General features: G+C 72.4%; 17 protein-coding genes. 5 read left to right on the top strand and 12 right to left on the bottom strand.

Features of this window, described 5'->3' with window-relative positions:
- Positions 1–137: 137 nt before the first annotated feature.
- The 9 genes from V1634_RS00540 to paaA form a co-directional block, all read right to left on the bottom strand.
- Positions 138–827 (bottom strand): hypothetical protein, encoded by a 690-nt coding sequence (locus V1634_RS00540; RefSeq protein ID WP_331205735.1) that lies wholly within the window; start codon positions 825–827, stop codon positions 138–140.
- Between the two features lie 69 nt (positions 828–896).
- Positions 897–1,607, bottom strand: coding sequence for a demethylmenaquinone methyltransferase (locus V1634_RS00535; protein WP_331205734.1), 711 nt, complete (start codon positions 1,605–1,607; stop codon positions 897–899).
- Between the two features lie 480 nt (positions 1,608–2,087).
- A complete protein-coding gene (gene mqnC, locus V1634_RS00530) occupies positions 2,088–3,278 on the bottom strand; it encodes a cyclic dehypoxanthinyl futalosine synthase (RefSeq protein WP_331205733.1) in 1,191 nt (396 codons plus the stop codon).
- Between the two features lie 98 nt (positions 3,279–3,376).
- Entirely contained in the window at positions 3,377–4,636 is a 1,260-nt protein-coding gene (locus V1634_RS00525; protein WP_331205732.1) for a phospholipase D-like domain-containing protein, read from the bottom strand.
- A 94-nt stretch (positions 4,637–4,730) separates the two neighbouring features.
- Complete coding sequence (gene paaE, locus V1634_RS00520; protein ID WP_331205731.1) at positions 4,731–5,843, bottom strand: 1,2-phenylacetyl-CoA epoxidase subunit PaaE; 1,113 nt, start codon at positions 5,841–5,843, stop codon at positions 4,731–4,733.
- Positions 5,840–6,373, bottom strand: coding sequence for a 1,2-phenylacetyl-CoA epoxidase subunit PaaD (paaD, locus tag V1634_RS00515; RefSeq protein WP_331205730.1), 534 nt, complete (start codon positions 6,371–6,373; stop codon positions 5,840–5,842). The genes paaE and paaD overlap by 4 nt, the downstream gene beginning before the upstream one ends.
- Positions 6,370–7,116: a 1,2-phenylacetyl-CoA epoxidase subunit PaaC gene (paaC, locus tag V1634_RS00510; protein WP_331205729.1), complete on the bottom strand. Its 747-nt coding sequence runs from the start codon at positions 7,114–7,116 to the stop codon at positions 6,370–6,372. Before paaC ends, paaD begins: the two co-directional genes overlap by 4 nt.
- Complete coding sequence (paaB, locus tag V1634_RS00505; protein ID WP_331205728.1) at positions 7,113–7,415, bottom strand: 1,2-phenylacetyl-CoA epoxidase subunit PaaB; 303 nt, start codon at positions 7,413–7,415, stop codon at positions 7,113–7,115. The genes paaC and paaB overlap by 4 nt, the downstream gene beginning before the upstream one ends.
- On the bottom strand, positions 7,412–8,482 hold the full coding sequence (gene paaA / locus V1634_RS00500) for a 1,2-phenylacetyl-CoA epoxidase subunit PaaA (protein ID WP_331205727.1): 1,071 nt from the start codon (positions 8,480–8,482) through the stop codon (positions 7,412–7,414). The genes paaB and paaA overlap by 4 nt, the downstream gene beginning before the upstream one ends.
- 393 nt (positions 8,483–8,875) lie before the next feature.
- On the opposite strand from paaA, the gene V1634_RS00495 reads away from it, so the two are divergent.
- Both V1634_RS00495 and V1634_RS00490 read left to right on the top strand, forming a co-directional pair.
- Positions 8,876–9,835, top strand: a complete 960-nt coding sequence (locus tag V1634_RS00495) for a hypothetical protein (protein ID WP_331205726.1) — start codon at positions 8,876–8,878, stop codon at positions 9,833–9,835.
- Complete coding sequence (locus V1634_RS00490; protein ID WP_331205725.1) at positions 9,835–10,791, top strand: serine hydrolase; 957 nt, start codon at positions 9,835–9,837, stop codon at positions 10,789–10,791. The genes V1634_RS00495 and V1634_RS00490 overlap by 1 nt, the downstream gene beginning before the upstream one ends.
- 31 nt (positions 10,792–10,822) lie before the next feature.
- On the opposite strand, the gene V1634_RS00485 is transcribed toward V1634_RS00490, so the two are convergent.
- Genes V1634_RS00485 through V1634_RS00475 form a run of 3 tightly spaced genes read right to left on the bottom strand, consistent with a single transcriptional unit; the run spans position 10,823 to position 13,618 of the window.
- Positions 10,823–11,671, bottom strand: a complete 849-nt coding sequence (locus tag V1634_RS00485) for a menaquinone biosynthetic enzyme MqnA/MqnD family protein (protein ID WP_407951684.1) — start codon at positions 11,669–11,671, stop codon at positions 10,823–10,825.
- Positions 11,668–12,990, bottom strand: a complete 1,323-nt coding sequence (locus V1634_RS00480; protein ID WP_331205724.1) for an MFS transporter — start codon at positions 12,988–12,990, stop codon at positions 11,668–11,670. Before V1634_RS00480 ends, V1634_RS00485 begins: the two co-directional genes overlap by 4 nt.
- Before the next feature lie 46 nt (positions 12,991–13,036).
- A complete protein-coding gene (locus V1634_RS00475) occupies positions 13,037–13,618 on the bottom strand; it encodes an ArsR/SmtB family transcription factor (protein ID WP_331205723.1) in 582 nt (193 codons plus the stop codon).
- A gap of 128 nt (positions 13,619–13,746) precedes the next feature.
- Between V1634_RS00475 and V1634_RS00470 the strand changes: the two genes are divergently transcribed.
- From V1634_RS00470 to V1634_RS00460, 3 genes are all read left to right on the top strand, one after another.
- Positions 13,747–15,162, top strand: a complete 1,416-nt coding sequence (locus tag V1634_RS00470) for an ATP-binding protein (RefSeq protein ID WP_331205722.1) — start codon at positions 13,747–13,749, stop codon at positions 15,160–15,162.
- 162 nt (positions 15,163–15,324) lie between these two features.
- Positions 15,325–17,322: a HelD family protein gene (locus tag V1634_RS00465; protein ID WP_331205721.1), complete on the top strand. Its 1,998-nt coding sequence runs from the start codon at positions 15,325–15,327 to the stop codon at positions 17,320–17,322.
- A gap of 347 nt (positions 17,323–17,669) precedes the next feature.
- Positions 17,670–18,818 (top strand): serine hydrolase domain-containing protein, encoded by a 1,149-nt coding sequence (locus V1634_RS00460; RefSeq protein ID WP_407951698.1) that lies wholly within the window; start codon positions 17,670–17,672, stop codon positions 18,816–18,818.
- Positions 18,819–18,965: the final 147 nt, after the last annotated feature.

The following is an 18,965-nucleotide window of genomic DNA, read 5'->3' as shown; positions in this document are numbered from 1 at the left end:
GAGGTAGGGGTGTTGGCTACCTTCCCGCGCCCGATACCGGCCCGGTCGCGTGCCGTCGCCCCGCCCGGTCAGGCGCCGTCTGGACGCCGCATCGCCCCGCCGTCCCGTTCGCACCCCGGCTCGACAGACGGCCCGGCTCAGGTCCGGTCCTCGCCGCTGCGCTGCACCGGGCGGCGCTCGATCGGCCCCGGAGTGACCGGCCCGGGTTCGGCCGGATGCGGGTCGGTCGGTCGGGGCCGCACCGGATGCGGGTCGGTGGGGTGCGGCTCGGCCGGATGCGGCTGTCCGGGCTCGGGCGCCGGCGGATGCGGATCGGCCGGCCCGGGACGACCCGGCTGGGGCGGTCCAGGCCGGGGCTGCGTCGGATGCGGTTCCGGCGGGTTCGGCTCGACCGGATGCGGCTCGACCGGATAGCCGCCGGCCGCCGCCGGGTCGTCGTCCGGGACGCGCTCGTGCTCGTACGGCAACTGCTCCCGCAGCGCACCACCGCTGACCCGGTCGAGCGCGGCCAGTACGTCGGCGACGACGGTCCGGACCGCTACCGGGTCGGGCCCGGCCAGCTCCCGGATCTGTGCGATCAGCTCGGCCGCCTCGGTCTCCGGATCGACGGTCTCCGGATCCCCCGCCTCCGGCGCCGGCTCGGCCGTGTCGCGGTTCGGCCCCGTCGCGTCGCGGTCGGACCCGGTGCGAGCGTCCCGGGCCGGCTCGGCGGCAGCGCCCTCCGGAGCGTCGTCGCTGCGCTGCCGCGCGTCCGGCGGGCCCGCGCCCCCCGGCTGCTCCTCGGCCGGCTGCTCGTCGCCGTCGACCCGCCGGTCTGCCCCCGCCATGGGCGCAGCCTACGGCCTATAAAGCCGCCTTGCGGATCAAACCCGACTAAAGCACCATGAAAACGATGATCAGGAACGTACCGCTCGGTGTAGCGCGACGATGCCACCGGTCAGGTTCCGCCAGCCGACCCGGTGCCATCCGGACCGGCCGATCTGCCCGGCCAGCCCTGCCTGGTCCGGCCAGGCCCGGATCGACTCGGCCAGGTAGACGTACGCGTCCGGGTTGCTCGCCACCGCCCGGGCCACCGTCGGCAGCGACCGCATCAGGTAGGAGAGGTAGACCGTCCGGAAGACCGGGTTGGTCGGGGTGCTGAACTCGCAGACCACCAGCCGGCCACCGGGCCGGGTGACCCGGGCCATCTCCCGGAGCGCCGCCTCGGTGTCGACGACGTTGCGCAGCGCCAGCGAGATGGTGACCGCGTCGAACGTCTGGTCCGGGAACGGCAGCCGGAGTGCGTCACCGGCCAGCAACGGCACCTCGGGCCGGCTCCGTCGACCGGCCCGGAGCATCCCGATGGAGAGATCCAGGCCCACCGCGTACGCCCCGGAGGTGGCCAGCTCGGCGGTGGAGACCCCGGTGCCGGCGCCGACGTCCAGCACCCGGTCGCCGGGGTGTAGTTCGAGGGCGGCCAGGGTGGCCCGGCGCCACCGCCGATCCTGGCCGAACGAGATCACGGTGTTGGTCAGGTCATACCGGGACGCCACTTCGTCGAACATCGCCGCCACCTCGTGCGGCTGCTTGTCCAGGCTGGCCCGGCGTCCGGACGGGGTACGGCTCACGCCGGAACAGTCTGCCAGCCACCTGCCAGGCCGCTCGGCCCGGGGCGAGCCGGCAGCCCGTCGGAGCACGACCGGAGGCTCCCGACGGCCACCCGGCACCCACCGCAACCGGGTCCGGAACACACCACGGGGCCGGAACACACCACGGGCGAGGTGGTCTCCCACCCCGCCCGCGATGCCTTGCGTTATGTGAACGGCCCTCCTGGACCGATAGAGGACGACCCCGGTACGCCGCGTCCCGACCCGGGGGCCGGTCCGTCCACGACGGTCAGCGGGTGCGTGTGCCGGCACGTTATCGGTTCGACGGGCCCGGTCGCGCTCCCCTTGATCCAACCGTTATGACCGCCCGAAGGCGGCAGAATTCCAAGAATGTCCTGGTCACAGGGGCATTTATCCGACGTGCTCGACGTTCTGCCGCCGGATCGGAGCCAAGGACCGGCCCCTCGCCCAGCCGGCGGTGGCCGAATGGACGAGGGTAGTTCAGCGGGCCTGCACGAGCGGCAGGCTCCGGCCCGCGCCGCCACCCGGCAGCGCGATCGAGGAGAAGTGCGACACCACCCGGTCGTCGGTCGGGTCGTCGGCCGGGGTGCGGTGCACCGCCAGGTGCCGGTAGAGGGTGTCCCGCTGCGCGGGGATCCGGCCGGCCGAACGGATCATCCAGATCAGCTCGTGCAGGTTGGAGCGGTGCCGGGCACCGGCCGAGGAGATGACGTTCTCCTCAAGCATGATCGAGCCGAGGTCGTCCACCCCCATGTGCAGGGCGAGCTGTCCGGCGTCCTTGCCCGTGGTCAGCCAGGACGCCTGGAGGTGCGGCACGGTGTCGAAGAAGAGCCGGGCCACCGCGATCAGCCGCAGGTACTCCAGGGTGGTGGCCTGGGTGCGCCCCTTGAGGTGGTTGTTCTCCGGCTGGTACGTCCACGGAATGAAGGACCGGAAGCCCCGGGTACGGTCCTGCACGTCGCGGATCATCCGCATGTGCTCGATCCGCTCGGCGTTGGTCTCCCCGGTCCCCATCATCATGGTGGCGGTCGACTCGACGCCCTGCCGGTGTGCGAGTTCCATCACCTCGAGCCAGCGGGCCCCGGACTCCTTCAGCGGGGCGATCGCCCTGCGCGGCCGCTCGGGCAGCATCTCGGCGCCGGCACCGGCGATCGAGTCCAGCCCGGCGGTCTTGATCCGGCTGATCGCCTCCTCCAGGCTGACCCCGGAGACCTTCGCCATGTGCAGGATCTCGCTCGGCCCGATGGAGTGGATGGCGAGCTGCGGGTACGCCCGCTTGACCGAGGAGAAGAGTTCCTCGTAGTACTCCACGCCGTAGTCGGGGTGGTGGCCGCCCTGGAGCATCACCTGGGTCGCACCCAGCTCGACCGCCTCGGCACAGCGGCGCAGGATCTCCTCGGTCGGGTGCGTCCAGCCCTCCTTGTGCTTCGGTGCCCGGAAGAAGGCGCAGAACTTGCAGGCGGTCACGCAGACGTTGGTGTAGTTGATGTTGCGGTCGATCAGGTACGTGACGATGTTGTCCGGATAACGCCGCCGCCGTACCGCGTCGGCCGCCTCACCCAGCGGGTGCAGCGGCGCGTCGGTGTAGAGCAGCAGCGCCTCCTCGGGCGAGATCCGCCCGCCGTCCGCGCCACGTTGCAGGATGCTGTCGATTTCCCGGCTCACCGTCACATCCCGAGGGTACGCCGCCCGAATTGCGCGCCCCAGACACGCTCACAGATGTGAGCACCGACAACCCCGGGTACGGCTCCGCCGCCGGGAGACGGCGTTCAGGTGGTGCAGCTTCCGTTGTCGGGGTTGACGCACTTGGCCCGGCTCCACAGCGTCTCGAAGTTGTTGTGGAAGTCGTTCCAGACGGTCGGGTGTTCGATCTTCACCAGGGTCTCGTCGTGATCGGTCAGCGCCGGGTCGGTGACGTTGTGTGAGCCGGTGAAGACGACGCTGCGCCCGGCGACCCCGGCGAAGGTACCCCGGATGATGATGTTCTTCGAGTGCACGGTCACCACCCGGCCGTCGTAGTTGCTCGCCTCGGCGTCGTGGTACTTCTTCAGCGAGACGTTCGGCTGCCCGTTCAGGGTGGCGTACGCGGTGCTGCCCATCGAGCCGTAGACGACCCGGACCCTGCAGCCCATCCGGCCGATCCGGCGCAGCTCGGCGGCGACCTGCGGGCGGGCGTCGGTGAACTGGGCGTGCGCCACGTCCACCGCGCAGCCGCTGGCGAAGGCGTTCACCTCGGCCAGCCGGTTCGCCAGGGTGTCGCTGTCGGCCCGGGGCGAGTGGTAGACGGTGACGGCGGTGTTCGGCGACTTGTAGTAGCCGTTGGCGGCGTTGAAGTAGTCGTTGTTCTTCCGCTGCGCCCGCATGTCGTTGAAGTACGCGGTGAAGTGGTCGTACAGGTCGTAGTCCTCGTGCACGACCAGCGCGCTGTTGAAGAGGTTGTTCTGGCTGAAGGTGAGGTTCTGCGAGCTGACGAAGACGACCCGCTTCATGGTGCCGCTGGTGGAGAACGTGAAGACCTTGTTGTGGTTGATCGAGTTGCTCTTGTTGCCGATGCACGCGGTCGAGCCGGCGACCGTCGACGAGGTCTTGCCGCAGATCACCAGGTCGTCGAGGTTGGCCGAGTTGAGCACCGCCATCGCGGCGTTGTCGGCGCCGGTGTTGACCCCGCCGCCGGTCTCGTCCAGCACGATCCGGACGATCACGCCCCGGGCCGCGGCCCGCTTCAGCGCCTCGGCCACCACCGGGGAGCTCCAGCTGTACATGATGCCCCGGATGTAGCCGCCGGCCGGTGCGCCGTCGGCGAGCCGGACCAGCTCGTCCTCGATGGTCCGGTCCCGGGTGCCGTCCTCGGCCGGGATGTTGAACCGGGTGTACGCCGAAAAGGGGTCGGCGGCGGTGACCGCGCCGTCACCGGCGTCGGCCGGGGTGGCGCCACCGGCCACGGCGGGCGGGGTGGGCAGGGCGGTGGCGAGCAGGCCGACCGCCGCGAGGGAGGCGAGTCCGGCGCGGGCGCGACGTGTACGGAGCATCCTCATGGATACCTTGGTAGTACACATTCTTCAATGGAGCAACGGCCATCGAAGAATTTCTTCACCCACCCGGGCGGGTACCGGAGAGCCGGCCTCAGCCGTCGTAGTCGACCTCCAGCGTGTCGGTGACCGGGCTGGCCTGGCAGGTCAGCACGTACCCGGCGGCCACCTCGTCCGGCTCGAGGGCGTAGTTGCGGGCCATCGACACCTCGCCGGAAACCACCCTCGCCCGGCAGGTCGAGCAGACCCCACCCTTGCAGGCGTACGGCAGCTCGCCCCGGACCCGCAGGGCCGCGTCGAGCACCCGCTCGTCCCGCCCCATCCGGAAACTCGACGCCCGGCCCTCCAGCCGGATCGTCACCTCGGTGCCGGCGTCGGTCGCCGTGGCGGCGGGCCGGACCGGCGGCGCGGGCGGGGCGTCCACGTGGAACAGCTCGGCGTGTACCGCCCGCTCCGGCACCCCGCGCCCGGTGAGCACCTGCCGCGCGTCGAGCACCATCCCGTACGGGCCGCAGAGGAACCACTCGTCGATCCGCTCGGCCGGCACGATGGTGTCGAGCAGCCGGCCGAGCCGCTCGGCGTCGACCCGGCCGGAGAGCAACGGCGCCTCGCCCGGCTCCCGGGACAGCACGTGCACCAGGTGCAGCCGCTCCGGATAGCGGTCCTTCAGGTCGGCCAGCTCCTCCACGAACATCACGGTGCGGCCGTGCCGGTTGCCGTACACCAGGGTGAAGGTGCTGGCCGGTTCCACGGCGAGCGCGGTCGCGACCAGTGACAGCACCGGGGTGATCCCTGACCCGGCGACCACTCCGGCGTAGTGCCGGACCCGGTCCGGCGCGAACGCCGTGCCGAACGTCCCGAGCGGCGGCAGCACCTCCACCGTGTCGCCGGCCCGCAGCGCCGAGACCGCGAAGCTGGAGAAGGCGCCGCCCGGCACCTCCCGTACCCCGATCCGCAGCCGTCCGGTCGCGGCCAGCTCCGCCGGGGTCGAGCAGATCGAGTACGACCGCCGCACCTCGGCCCCGTCCGTCAGCACCCGCCGTACCGTGAGGTGCTGCCCGGCCCGGAAGGCGAAGGTCTCCCGCAACGCGGCCGGTACCTCGAAGGTGACCGCGACCGCGTCCTCGGTGAGCCGGTCGACCGCCCGGACCGGCAGCGGGTGGAAGACCGGCCGGCGACGGACCGGCCGGTTGATCGTTACGCTCAAAACGCCCTCAGATGGTCGAAGGGTTCCCGACAGGCCCGACACCGCCACAGCGCCTTGCAGGCGGTCGAGCCGAACCGGCTGACCTGTTCGGTGTCCGCCGCACCGCAGCGCGGGCACCGAACACTCAACGCCACCGCCACCGGGCCGGTAAGGAAGGGCCCCCGCATATCGCTTTCGGTGGTAGAAGGGCCCCCGCCTAACACCCCCGGCGGGGCGATCCCGGCGGCGGCCAGCTTGGCCCGGCCGGCCTCGGAGATCCAGTCGGTGGTCCAGGCCGGGGCGAAGACGGTGACGATCTCGGCCTCCGGATACCCGGCGGCGGCCAGCGCGGTCCGGATGTCGGCCCGGATCACGTCCATCGCCGGGCAACCGGTGTAGGTCGGGGTGATGGTCACGGTGACCCGTCCGGTCGCCGGGTCCTCGGTCACGTCCCGCAGCACGCCGAGGTCCTCGATGGTCAGCACCCGCAGCTCGGGGTCGACCACCGCCGCCGCGGCCCGGCGGGCCGGCGAGGATCCGCCCGCGCTCACCAACGGGCTCCCGGATGCGCCCGGTGCAGCACCTGCATCTCGGCGAGCAGGAAGGAGAGGTGCTCGGTGTGCAGCCCGGCCCGGCCGCCGGTCGGCCCCCAGCCGTCGGCCGGGCGCGGCAGCGTCGCGGTCTCCAGCACCGGCTCGACGTTCGCCAGGAAGGCGGAGCGCAGCCCGGCCGGGTCGACCGGCGCGGCCGGGTCGGCCACGAACAGCTCACCGGTGTACGGCCACAGCTCCTCCACCGCCGCCCGCATCCGCCGGTGCGACTCCTCGGTGCCGTCGCCGAGGCGTACCGTCCAGAGGCTGGCGTGGTCGAGGTGGTAGGCGACCTCCTTGCGGGCCTTGCCGGCGATGGCGGCGAGCCGTTGGTCGGCGCAGCCGCTCAACGCGGTGTAGAGCGGGAGCTGGTACGCCGCCAGGAAGAGCAGCTTCGCCATCGTCGTCGCGAAGTCGCCGTTGGGCAGCTCGACCAGCAGGCAGTTGCGGTACTCCCGGTCGGTGCGCAGGTACGCCAGCGCGTCCTCGTCCCGGCCAACCCCCTCCAGCTCGCCGGCGTAGCTGAGCAGCAGCCGGGCGGCGCCGAGCTGGTCCAGGGCGATGTTGGCCAGCGCGACGTCCTCCTCCAGCTCCGGTGCGGCGGTGACCCACTCGCCGAGCCGCTGCGCGGCGACCAGGGCGTCGTCGCCGAGTCCGAGCAGGTACTCCACGGTGGTGTGTGCGGGTGCGCCGGTGGTGTTCACAGGTGCGCCGCCCCGTCGGGTACCGGATAGAACGTCGGGTGCCGGTAGACCTTGTCGGCGGCCGGCTCGAAGAAGGCGTCCTTCTCGTCGGGGCTGGAGGCGGTGATCGCCTGGGCCGGTACGACCCAGATCGAGACGCCCTCCTGTCGCCGGGTGTAGAGGTCCCGGGCGTTGCGCAGCGCCAGCTCGGCGTCCGGGGCGTGCAGGCTGCCGACGTGGGTGTGCGACAGTCCACGCCGGGCCCGGACGAAGACCTCCCAGAGCGGCCAGCCGGCCCGACCCTGGCTCGGGGCGGTCACGCCGGCACCGCCGTACGCTCGGCGGCCCGCTTGGCCGCGTACGCCTGCGCGGCCTCGCGTACCCAGGCACCGTCGGCGTCCGCCCGGCGGCGGTGCGCGATCCGTTGCCGGTTGCACGGCCCGTCGCCCGAGATCACCCGCATCAGCTCGGCGTAGTCGGGCTGGGTGTAGTCGTGCGCCTGCCGGGACTCGTTCCACCGCAGGTCGGGGTCGGGCAGGGTGAGGCCGAGCACGCCGGCCTGCTGCACGCACATGTCGACGAAGCGCTGCCGCAGCTCGTCGTTGGAGAACCGCTTGATCTTCCAGGCCATCGACTGCCGGGAGTGCGTCGAGTCGCCGTCCGGCGGGCCGAACATCGCCAGCGACGGGTACCACCAGCGGTCCACCGCGTCCTGGGCCATCGCGTGCTGCTCGGGGGTGCCGTGGGCGAGGGTGTGCAGGATCTCGTAGCCCTGCCGCTGGTGGAAGGACTCCTCCTTGCAGATCCGGATCATCGCCCGGGCGTACGGCCCGTACGAGCAGCGGCACAGCGGTACCTGGTTGACGATCGCCGCGCCGTCCACCAGCCAGCCGATGGCGCCGACGTCGGCCCAGGTCAGCGTCGGGTAGTTGAAGATCGAGCTGTACTTCTGCCGGCCGGCGAGCAGCAGCTCGACCAGTTCGTCCCGGCTCACCCCGAGGGTCTCGGCGGCGGCGTAGAGGTAGAGCCCGTGCCCGGCCTCGTCCTGCACCTTGGCGAGCAGGATCGCCTTGCGCTTGAGCGAGGGCGCGCGGCTGATCCAGTTGCCCTCCGGCTGCATGCCGATGATCTCGGAGTGGGCGTGCTGGGCGATCTGCCGGATCAGGGTCTTCCGGTACGCCTCCGGCATCCAGTCCCGGGGCTCGATCTTCTGGTCCGCGCCGATCAGGGCGGTGAAGTAGTCCTGCGGGTCGGTGTCGGCGGCCGGGTCGGTGCCGGGACGGCCGCGGTCGGCGGCCGCCCGCAGCGCCACCTCCGCCGCCTCGACCTGATCGAGCAGGCCGCCGGCGGTTCCGTCATCCGGGACCGGGAAGTCATGTCCGTACACACAGCAAGTGTTACAGCTCAACTAGCCGGTAACCAAGACGTGTAATAGAAATGCCGCCCAGACCCGGCCGTGAGCTGGGCCGGCGGGCCGCACCAAATGTCCGCACTGATGGGTGAATGAGCCTGATCACACTCGCCCAAAAACTCGCCATCTATTAGCACATAAGCGGTCATTTCAGGGCGAGATCGCAAGACTCCCGGGCTTCACCATCTGGCGGATTGGACCCGGCCACGTAAACTTTCCCCGTTCCCGTACTGCCGCCTCCCCCGGCAGTACGGACGCGGAGCAGACCGCCGGTGTGGGGCTGGCGGAGGCGCCGCCGACCCACAGTCACACCGCACAGCGCCCCGGACACAGCGGCCCCCCGGCCTTCACCCTTGGAGCCCCATCCTCATGCGTCCCCGCGTGACCCTGGTGCTCGCCATCACGACAGTCGTGCTTGGCGGCCTGCTGCTCGTGCCCGCCGCGTACGCCCGGCTGGTCGACTCCGGCCCGGGCGCGTCCTCGGCCGAGGAGGCACCCGTCGGGATCGAGCCGTCCGCGCCACCGCCGCCGACCCTGGCCGCCGCGCCGGTGACGGTGAAGGGGGTGGACGGCTTCCTCGGCTGGGCGCTGCTCGACCGGGAGAGCGGCAAGATCTCCGGCTCCAAGAACATGACCTCGACCAACTCGACCGAGTCGATGATCAAGGTCTGGATCGTCTCGGACTACCTCCGTCGGCTCGGCGACGAGACGCCGTCCGCGTCGACGCTGAAGATGGCCAGCACGGCGATCCGGGACAGCAACGACGACTCGGCCGAGGTGCTCTACAGCAAGGGTGGCCGGGGCGCGGTGGTCGACCGCCTGATCAAGATCTGCAAGCTCACCGACACCCGCAAGGTGATACCACCGGGGGAAAGTTCTGTTTGGTGGAGTTATACCGAAATGTCCCCTCGGGACGCGGTGCGGATGGGAGAGTGCGTCAAGGACGGCACAGCCGCCGGACCGAAGTGGACCAAGTGGGTGCTGGACGAGATGACCAAGGTACGCGGCACGACCGCCGCGAAGGATCAGAAGCTCAAGCAGGGCGGCGGGCGCTGGGGCATCATCGACGGTCTCTCCAAGGGGGTTCTGGCGCAGGGACCGGTCGGCATCAAGAACGGCTGGACGCTGATCAACGCTGACGGCAAGTGGCACCTGAACTGCCTGGCCGTCAGCGACGACTGGGTGCTCTCGGTGATGACCCGATACTCCGGCCGCAAGGGCCTCGACTACGGCGCCGACGTCTGCGCCAGCGTGGCCAGCCAACTGACCACCCCGCAGCCCGGCGCCGTGCTGAAGGTCCCCGTGCCGCTGACGGCGAAGCAGTCCTGATGGGCGCCGAGGAACGTGCCGCCGAGCGGCGGGCCCGGTCCAACCGGTCCACCCTGCTCCGGCTCACCCTGATCGCGGGCGTACTCCTGGTGCTGGTGCTGGTCGGGCTCCGGCTGATGCCGGGCTCGCCGTTCGCGAGTACCGCCGCCGCCAAGTGGGGCGAACCGTCCGGCCCGGCCGGTCCGACCGCCACCACCCCGGGCCGATCCGCCACGCCCACCCCGACACCCAGCCCCGAGCTGCCGCCGCTGCCGGTGGCGCCGGCCAAGGTGAAGATCGACAAAGACGGCTGGTGGAACTGGGCGCTGATGGACACCCGGACCGGCAAGATCTCCGGTTCGGCCAACATGGACGAGACCAACCCGACCGCCTCGATGATCAAGGCGTGGATCGGTGCGGACTTCCTGCGCCGTGCCACCGAGAAGGGCGACACCCCGAGCGACACCCGGATGAACCAGGTCTCGATCATGATCCGGGACAGCGACAACAACGCCGCGCAGACCCTCTACGAACTCAACGGCGGCACGGCGTCGATCAAGCGATTGATCAACATCTGCGACCTGACCGACAGCAGCCCGGCCGCCGACGGCGGCTGGAGCCGTACCGCACTCTCGGCCCGGGACACCGCCCGGATGGGCGCCTGCATCGCCGACGGTCGGGCCGCCGGGCCGAAGTGGACGAAGTGGCTGCTCGACGAGATGCGCGAGGTGCGCGGGGTCGGCAACTTCGGCATCCGCAAGGCGTTCCCGGCCGCCGAGCAGAAGACCATCGCGGTCAAGAACGGCTGGGTCGACCGGCAGCGCGAACAGAAGTACACGGTGAACTGCCTGGCCATCGGCGACGGCTGGACGATGGCGGTGGAGACCCGGTACGCGATCAACCTCGGCTACACGTACGGGGCGAAGATCTGCGAGGACGTGGCCCGGCAGCTCCGCGCCGCCTCCGACGCCACCTGAGTCTCCGCCCAGCCCGGCCGGGTCCGCCCGGTCAGGCGGAGAAGAAGACCGGTCCGCCCGCCGGCAGCGCCGGTACCCCGGTCAGCTCGACGGCGCGGCGGGCGAACTCCCGCAGTCCGGTCACCTGGCGCTCGCCGAGCGAGAAGTCCAGGGTCCGGAAGTAGGTGGCCAGGGTCGCCGCGTCGAACGACTCCCACCGGGCCGCCGCCTCGGCGACCTCGTCCAGCTCGGCCAGGCAGAGGTCCCGGGACCGCAGGAACGCCTGGTGCACGTCCTTGACCTGCCCGGGGTGGCTGGTCGCGAAGTCCCGGCGTACCGCCCAGACGGCGAAGACCATCGGCAGCCCGGTCCAGTCCCGCCAGGCCTGGCCGAGGTCGGTGACGGCGAGCCCACGCGCGGGCGCCTCGTAGAGGGCGCGCAGCGCGACGTCGCCGATCAGCACCCCTGCCTCGGCCTCCAGCAGCATGGTGGTCAGGTCGGGCGGGCAGCTGAAGTACTCGGGGTGCACGCCGTACTTCTGGGCGAGCAGCATCCGGGCGAGCAGCACACCGGTCCGGGAGGTGGAGCCGAGAGCGACCTTGGCGTCGTCCAGCTCGGCCAGCGGGCGGGTGGAGACGATGTTGACCGAGAGCACCGGACCGTCGCTGCCGACCGCGAGATCCGGCAGCAGCAGCAGCTCGTCGGCGTGCTTGAGATATTCGACCAGGGTGATCGGCCCGATGTCGAGGTCACCGGCGACCAGGGCGGCGCTGAGCCGCTCCGGGGAGTCCTTGTGCAGCTCGACGTCGATCAGGGCACCGGAGCGCATCAGCCCCCAGTAGATCGGCAGGCAGTTGAGAAACTGGATATGGCCTACCCGGGGTCGCCGCAGCTCGGTCATGATCCGACGGTAACCGCCGGTTCGACCGGCTGCTCGACCGACCGGGACGGAAGTGGCCCAGGACGCATCGCCGCCCGCTCGCGCCGGGCGGCCCGCAACACCACCGGGGTCACCGCGACGACCACGGCCAGCCCGGCCGCCCCGGTCACCGCGACCAGCGGCCGGGGCGGGAAGCCGGCGAGCAGGAGCCCGCCGGCCAGGTAGCCGAACATCCCGGCGCCCTGGATCGCGGCGCCCTGGGCGGCGAAGGCCCGGCCGCGCGCCGCCGGCGGCACCCGGTTGGCCAGGACGAGGTTGCTGAAGACGTTGAGCCCGCCGTTGGCGGCGCCGCCGACCAGCCAGAGCGGGACCAGCCAGCCGGCGGCCGGCACGGTGGCGCCGAGGCCGACGAGCAGGCAGGCCGCGCCGAGCATCCCGAGCACACCCTTGACCAGGGCGCCGTCGTCCCGGGCCCGCCGGGCGGTGCCGGCGAGCAGCCAGGCGCCGACCAGCATGCCGGCGGTCCAGGCCGCGCTGATCAGGCCGAACATCGTGGTCGAGGAGCGCAGGGTCTCGCGTACGTAGAAGACCTCGATCACGTTGACCGCGCCCACCCCGGCCACCGTCGCGGCGATCGCGGCCACCATCGTCCAGAGCAGCGGGTCGCGGCGCAGCCGCCAGGCAGGGGCCGCCGAGGCCGGGGTCACCCCGCCGGCCGGTCCCGTCGCCCGTCGGCCACCCCGTCGGGTACGCAGCAGCAGTCCGGCGGCGATCAGCGCGAGATAGCTGCCGGCGTCGAGCAGCAGCGGCACCCGGGCGCCGAACTGCCCGACCAGCAGCCCGGCCAGGGCCGGTGCGACGAGCATGCCGACCGAGCCGGCGGTCTGGTTGATCGCGCTGGCCCGGGGCAGGTCGGCCCGGCGCACCATCTCGGGCAGCAGGGCGGCCAGGGTCGGCTGGGTCACCGCCAGCCCGCAGGCGAGCAGCGCGGCGAGCGGCAGGATCACGGCGGTGCTCTCGGCGAAGGCGAGCGCGGCGCAGACCAGCGCCTGACCGGCACCGGCCCAGACCAGCAGGGTGCGGCTATCCACCCGGTCGGCCAGTCGACCGGTCAGCGGGGCGAGCAGCACCAGCGGCAGCGTGGCGGCCAGCATCACCCCGGCAACCGCCAGCCCACCCGCCCCGGCAGATTGCAGGGCGAGCGCCAGTGCGGTCGCGGCGAGGAAGTCGCCGCAGGTCGAGACGGCTCGGGCACCGGCGGCCAGGTGGACGTCCCGCCAGTGCGAGACCGTCGGCGTGCCGTCGTCGGGTATGGCGACACCGGCAGTTGTGAAGGACATACTTCGAAAGTAATCCTTCACAACTGCCGTACGCAACCCTGGCCGGTCACTCCATCGGCAGCGCCGCGAAGTGGACCATCACCGGACGGGAGCCCTCTGGCGGATCGGCCCGCTCCCGCCGCCGGTACGGCCGCATCAGCTCGCGGATCCGACCGTTCAGCTCCACCAACTCCTCGGCGGTCAGCATCAGGACCGCGCCGCCGTACTGGGCCGCGTCGTACCACTCCTTCGGCTCCTCGCCGACCCGCCGCGCCCAGCTCCGGATCCGCTCCATGTCGCGGGCGGCGTACACCTCGATCAGGGTCTCCTGCGCGGCCCTCGCCTCCGCCGGCGCGTCCTGGCCGACCTCCACGCCCCAGGCGCCGACGCTGCTGCGCCAGAGCCGCTCGCGGGCGTCACCCCGGCTCGGCGCCTGCTCGACCAGGCCGAACTTGGCCAGTTCCCGCAGGTGGTAGCTGACCGCGCTCGGCGAGAGCCCGACGATCTCGGCACACTCGGTAGCGGTGACCGCCGCCCCGGTCGTGGTCAGGTGCTCCATGATCCCCAGCCGGGCCGGGTGCGCCAGCGCCCGCATCACCTGCGGATCGCTGATCATCATCGGTCGCTGCTCGACGGGCTGCTCGGTCATGGGCCCCATGATTCCGCCTCCGGCCGGTCCGCCGGCACCGACCCGAGCCGGCACCCGTCACCACGTTACGCAAACTGTTTGTACTACAACCAGCCAGTGCTACAAACAGCTTGTAGTAGACTCGCCGTATGCCGATCGTGGGCCGGAAGGCTGAGCTGGCCGAGCTGACCTCGGCCTGGCAGCGGGCCACCGAGGGACATCCCGAGCTGGCGGTGCTCTGGGGCCGCCGCCGGGTCGGCAAGACCTACCTGCTCAGCCACTTCGCCAGGGAAAAGCGGGCGGTCTACTTCACCGCCACCCGGCAGGACGCCGACGACCGGCAGCTCCGCCGGTTCGCCGAGGCGCTGCGCGAGCAGCTCGGCGACGAGGTGGCCGACCTTGCCCCGGCGACCTTTCCCGACTGGGAGACCGCACTGCGGTTCGTCGCCCGGCTGGCCCGTACCACCCCGCTGCTCGTGGTGCTCGACGAGGCGCCCCGGCTGACCGGCGGGCACGCCGACTTCGCCGACACCGTCTCCGCCGTCTGGGAGAACCACGTCCGCGACCAACGGCTGCTGCTGGTGCTCTCGGGGTCGGCGGTCGCGGTGATGGAGCAGATGCTCGGCCCGCAGGGCGGACTGCACCGCCGGGCCGGCGTCGAGCGCCGGATGGATCCGTTCCCCCTGCTGGACGCCCGGGCGTTCCTGCCCGACCTGGCTCCCGAGCAGTTCCTTGAGGCGTACGCGGCCTGCGGCGGCTACCCGCTGCACCTGAGCCGGTGGTCGACAGGGCGCTCCACCGAGGAGAACCTGCACGAGTTGGCCTTCACCCCCGGCGGTCTGCTGCTGCGCGACGCGCCGGACATCCTCTCCGAGGACCTCGACTGGCGGGGCGGCTACGAGCGGGTGCTGACCGCGATGGCCGGCGGTGCCCGGCGACGGTCCCGGATCGCCGGTCGGGCCCAGCAACGGATCGACTACACCCTCGACCGGCTGCGCCGGGCCGGCTACGTCCGGGCGGTACGCCCGGTCGGCGCGGGCGGCTCGACCGACCCGATGTACGAGATCGCCGACGACTACCTCGCGTACTGGTTCGCCGTGCTCCGCGACGACGCCGACCTCATCGACGGCGGCCAGGGGCCCGCCGTCCGGCGACGCACCTGGGGCCGGTGGCAGACGCACCTCGGCCGGGTCTTCGAGGCGGCTGCCCGGGAGCACGCCCAGCGTCTGGTGGCCACCGGTGCGCTGCCCGCCGAGACGGTGGTCGGCCGCTGGTGGAAGGACGAGACCGTCGAGATCGACGTGCTCGGCCTGGCCGGCGACGATCCCGTACTCGTCGGCGAGGCCCGCTGGCAGAGCAGGCCGCTCACCCTGCGCGACCTGACCGACCTGCGGCGTCGGGCCGGCCACCTGCCGCCGCCCGGGCCGGCCGACCTCACCTTCGGGTTCTGGTCGCGCGGCGGTGGCGACAAGACGCTGGCCGAGCACCCGGAGGTCCGCACCTTCACCCCGGCCGACATGCTCGCGGGCACACCCGGCCGGCGGTCCGGCAGGCGCGGCGGGTGAAATTCGCTGGAACCGCCGCTGCGCCGCAGGTAGGCTCATTGGCCGCTTGACGGCCGAGGTGAGAATGCACCGCAGCGGACGTCCCCGCGCCGGGTGCCGGCCATCCGCCCCCGGACACGCGAGCGAGCAGCCGACGCGCTGACGCGCCGATGGGAAACCAGCATGCCCGCACAGGATCTCGACACCGACCTGGAGTACGAACGCGCACACCTGGCCGCCTCCCGGGCCGCCCTGCGGCGGATGCGGGAGCACGCCGAGTCCCTCTTCGCGACCGGTCAGGACGTCGCCGGTGACGCGTACGCGGCCGAGACGCTCGGTCGGACCCTCTCCCGGCGGGTCGCCGAACTCGCCGACGACCCGAACACCCCGCTCTTCTTCGGTCGCCTCGACTTCGCCGACGCCAACCACCACATCGGGCGCCGGCACGTCACCGACCCGACCGGCGAGCCGATGGTGCTGGACTGGCGTGCCCCGATCTCCCGCTCGTTCTACCGGGCCACCGTCCGGGACCCGCAGGGGGTGCGGGTCCGGCGGCGGTTCGGCTTCGGCGCCGGGCAGCTCACCAGCTTCGAGGACGAACACCTCGACCGGGGCGAGGAGTACGGCACCGCCAGCCGGATCCTGACCGCCGAGATCGAACGCCCCCGGGTCGGGCCGATGCGGGACATCGTCGCCACCATCCAGCCGGAGCAGGACGAACTGGTCCGGGCCGACCTGGCCGACTCGATCTGCGTACAGGGTGCGCCGGGGACCGGGAAGACGGCGGTCGGGCTGCACCGGGCCGCGTACCTGCTCTACCTGCACCGGGAGCGGCTGCGCCGGTCCGGGGTACTCGTGGTCGGGCCGAACCGGGCGTTCCTGTCGTACATCTCGGCGGTACTGCCGGCGCTCGGCGAGGTCGAGGTGACCCAGGCGACCGTGGAGGACCTGCTCGGCACGCCGGTACGCGGGGTGGACCCGCCGGCCACCGCCGCGCTGAAGCACGATCCCCGGATGGCCGAGGTGCTGCGCCGGGCGCTGGCCGGGCAGGTGCGGGCACCGGAGGAGCCGATGGTGGTCTCCGACGGCTCGTACCGCTGGCGGGTGACGGCCGAGGCGCTGCGCCGGGTCGTCGAGGAGGCCCGCCGGGAGGGGCTGCCGTACGCCACCGGCCGGGAACGGGTCCGCGCCCGGGTCGTCGGCCTGCTGCAACGACAGTCGGAGGCCCGCCGGGGCGACTCGCCCGGCGAGAGCTGGCTGCGCCGGATGGGCCGATGCAAACCGGTCACCGAGTTCCTCGACCACTGCTGGCCGGCGGTCACCCCGGACGGGCTGGTGCACCGGTTGCTGGCCGACCCCGAGGCGCTGGCGGCCGCCGCCGACGGGCTGCTCACCGAGGCCGAGCAGACCCTGCTGACCTGGTCGAAGCCGTCCCGTACCCCGAGGGCGACGAGGTGGACCGCCGCCGACGCCGTACTGGTCGACGAGGCGGCCGGGCTGGTCGAGCGGGTGCCCAGCTTCGGGCACGTGGTGGTCGACGAGGCACAGGACCTCTCCCCGATGCAGTGCCGGGCGATCGCCCGGCGCAGCGAGCACGGCTCGATCACCCTCCTCGGCGACCTCGCCCAGGGCACCGCCCCGTGGGCCGCCACCGACTGGCGGGAGTCGCTGCGACACCTCGGCAAGCCGGACGCCTCGGTGGTGCCGCTGACCATCGGGTTCCGGGTGCCGGCCGCGGTGGTGGCGCTGGCCAACCGGCTGCTGCCGGCGCTGGCCGTGGACGTACCGCCGGCCGAGTCGCTCCGTTCCGACGGCGCGCTGGACATCCGTACCGTGCCCGACCTGGCGGCGGCGACGGTGGCCGAGGTGCGGGCGGCGCTGGCCCACGACGGTTCGATCGCGGTGATCGCCGCCGAGGCCGAGACGGACGGGCTGCGCGCGGCGCTCGCCGCCGCCGGCATCCCGACCGCCACCGCCGACGAGGTCGAAACGGCTGCCCGGGTCAGCGTCGTGCCGGCCACCCTGGCCAAGGGTCTGGAGTACGACCACGTGATCGTGGTCGAGCCGGCCCGGATCGTGGCGGCGGAACCGCGCGGCCTGCACCGGCTCTACGTGGTGCTGACCCGGGCGGTCTCCCGGCTCGCCGTGCTGCACAGCGAGCCGCTGCCCGCACCGCTGTGACCGGGTCGGCCCGTGAACTCCGGGGGCCCCGGTCCGCCTCGCGGGGGAACCGGCCGGCGGACCGGGAGGCGGTCGGCTCGTCCACGGTGTCGAGCCGTACCTCGACACCGAAGTGGACGATCCGGCCGGCGGACCGGGCCAGAATGCGAAGGGAACAGACCACCATCCACCCGGGGGAGGACCAGTTGTCCGCGTTCCGTCCACACCAGTCCCGCCGCGACTTCCTGCGTACCGTCGCGGGGTCGGCCCTGACCGCCACCGCGCTCGCCGCCGGCGCCTCCCCGGCGCTGGCCGCCCCGGCCACCGCCGCCCGACCCGGCTCCGGCGGTCCGCTGCCGGACGAGGCGCTGCGCGACGCCCTGCGCGCGATCACCGACGCCGGGATGCCCGGCGTCTTCGCCGAGGTACGCGACGGGCACGCGACCTGGCGGGGCGCCAGCGGCGTCGCCGACGTGACCACCGGCCGGCCGGTACGACCCGACTTCCAGCACCGGATCGGCAGCATCACCAAGACGTTCACCTCCACGGTGCTGCTGCAACTCGTCGCCGAGCGGCGGCTCGTGCTCGACGCGCCACTGCACCGCTATCTGCCCCGGCTCGCCCCGCCCGGGGTGACCGTGCGGATGCTGCTCGACCAGACCAGCGGGATCAACGACTACGACAACGTGGTCTTCGGCTCGGTGGAGAACATCGAGAAATACCAGCGGACCACCATCCGGCCGAGGGAGCTGGTCGCGATGGGGCTGGGTCAGGAGCCGACCAACGCGCCGGGCGAGCGGCACTCCTACTCCAACACCAACTATGTGCTGGCCGGGCTGCTGCTGGAACGGATCACCGGGCGGCCGGCCACCGTCGAGGTCTACCGCCGCGTGCTGCGGCCGCTCGGGCTGCACCGGACCTACTTCCCGGGTACGGATCCCACGATCGACGGGCCGCACTCGGCCGGGTACGTGCCCTGGGTCGACGGGACGCTGCGGGACTTCAGCGTCTTCAACATGTCCTGGGCCTGGATGGTCGGCGATCTCGTCTCCACCACCGCCGACGTGAACCGGTTCTTCCGGGGCCTGCTCGGCGGCCGGCTGCTGCGCCCGGCCGAACTGGCGCAGATGCGTCGTACGGTGCCGGCCGATCCGACCGTGCCGGACGGCGCGCAGTACGGGCTGGGACTGCTCAGTGTGCCGCTGCCGAGCGGTCCCGTGTGGGGACACGACGGTGTGGTACTCGGCCACCAGACGATCTCGCTGCACTCTCCGGACGGCCGCCGCCAGGTCACCGTCGCGCTGAACGCCACCCACTACTGGGTACCCGGGCAGCCGGACCCGATCGGCGAGGCGCTCTGGGGCTTCCTGCTCACCGTCTTCGGCGGTACGGCGACACCGCAGGCGGCCACCCGGGGCAGTGTCTCGGGGAGCCCGCTGACGGCTGGGCCGCTGACCGCCGCTCCGGGCGCCACGCTGCTGCACCGGCCGTTGCCCACCGCTCGCGTCGCCGGCTGAGGCTCCCCCCGTACCCGCTCCCGGGCCGGAGGCGCACGTCCGCCCAGCGGCGTGCGCCCCGGCCCGGCGGCGCCTCTGCCGGCCCGCCGCCCGCGCGGCCGTGCCGGGCCTGGACGACCGCGAAAAGTAGTTGGTGCGGTGGTGAAC

The organism is Plantactinospora veratri, from assembly GCF_036421995.1.
Taxonomy (GTDB): Bacteria; Actinomycetota; Actinomycetes; order Mycobacteriales; family Micromonosporaceae; genus Plantactinospora; species Plantactinospora veratri.
The sequence above is the reverse complement of the archived record's forward strand: the minus strand, read 5'-3'. Positions and strand labels throughout refer to the sequence as shown.

Coding starts and splice junctions, on each gene's coding strand:
- V1634_RS00490 (WP_331205725.1), top strand. CDS start 9,835: ATGGGCGCCGAGGAACGTGCCGCCGAGCGGCGGGCCCGGTCCAACCGG.
- V1634_RS00475 (WP_331205723.1), bottom strand. CDS start 13,618: ATGACCGAGCAGCCCGTCGAGCAGCGACCGATGATGATCAGCGATCCG.
- V1634_RS00525 (WP_331205732.1), bottom strand. CDS start 4,636: ATGCTCCGTACACGTCGCGCCCGCGCCGGACTCGCCTCCCTCGCGGCG.
- V1634_RS00495 (WP_331205726.1), top strand. CDS start 8,876: ATGCGTCCCCGCGTGACCCTGGTGCTCGCCATCACGACAGTCGTGCTT.
- V1634_RS00540 (WP_331205735.1), bottom strand. CDS start 827: ATGGCGGGGGCAGACCGGCGGGTCGACGGCGACGAGCAGCCGGCCGAG.
- V1634_RS00480 (WP_331205724.1), bottom strand. CDS start 12,990: ATGTCCTTCACAACTGCCGGTGTCGCCATACCCGACGACGGCACGCCG.
- V1634_RS00470 (WP_331205722.1), top strand. CDS start 13,747: ATGCCGATCGTGGGCCGGAAGGCTGAGCTGGCCGAGCTGACCTCGGCC.
- V1634_RS00465 (WP_331205721.1), top strand. CDS start 15,325: ATGCCCGCACAGGATCTCGACACCGACCTGGAGTACGAACGCGCACAC.
- V1634_RS00485 (WP_407951684.1), bottom strand. CDS start 11,671: ATGACCGAGCTGCGGCGACCCCGGGTAGGCCATATCCAGTTTCTCAAC.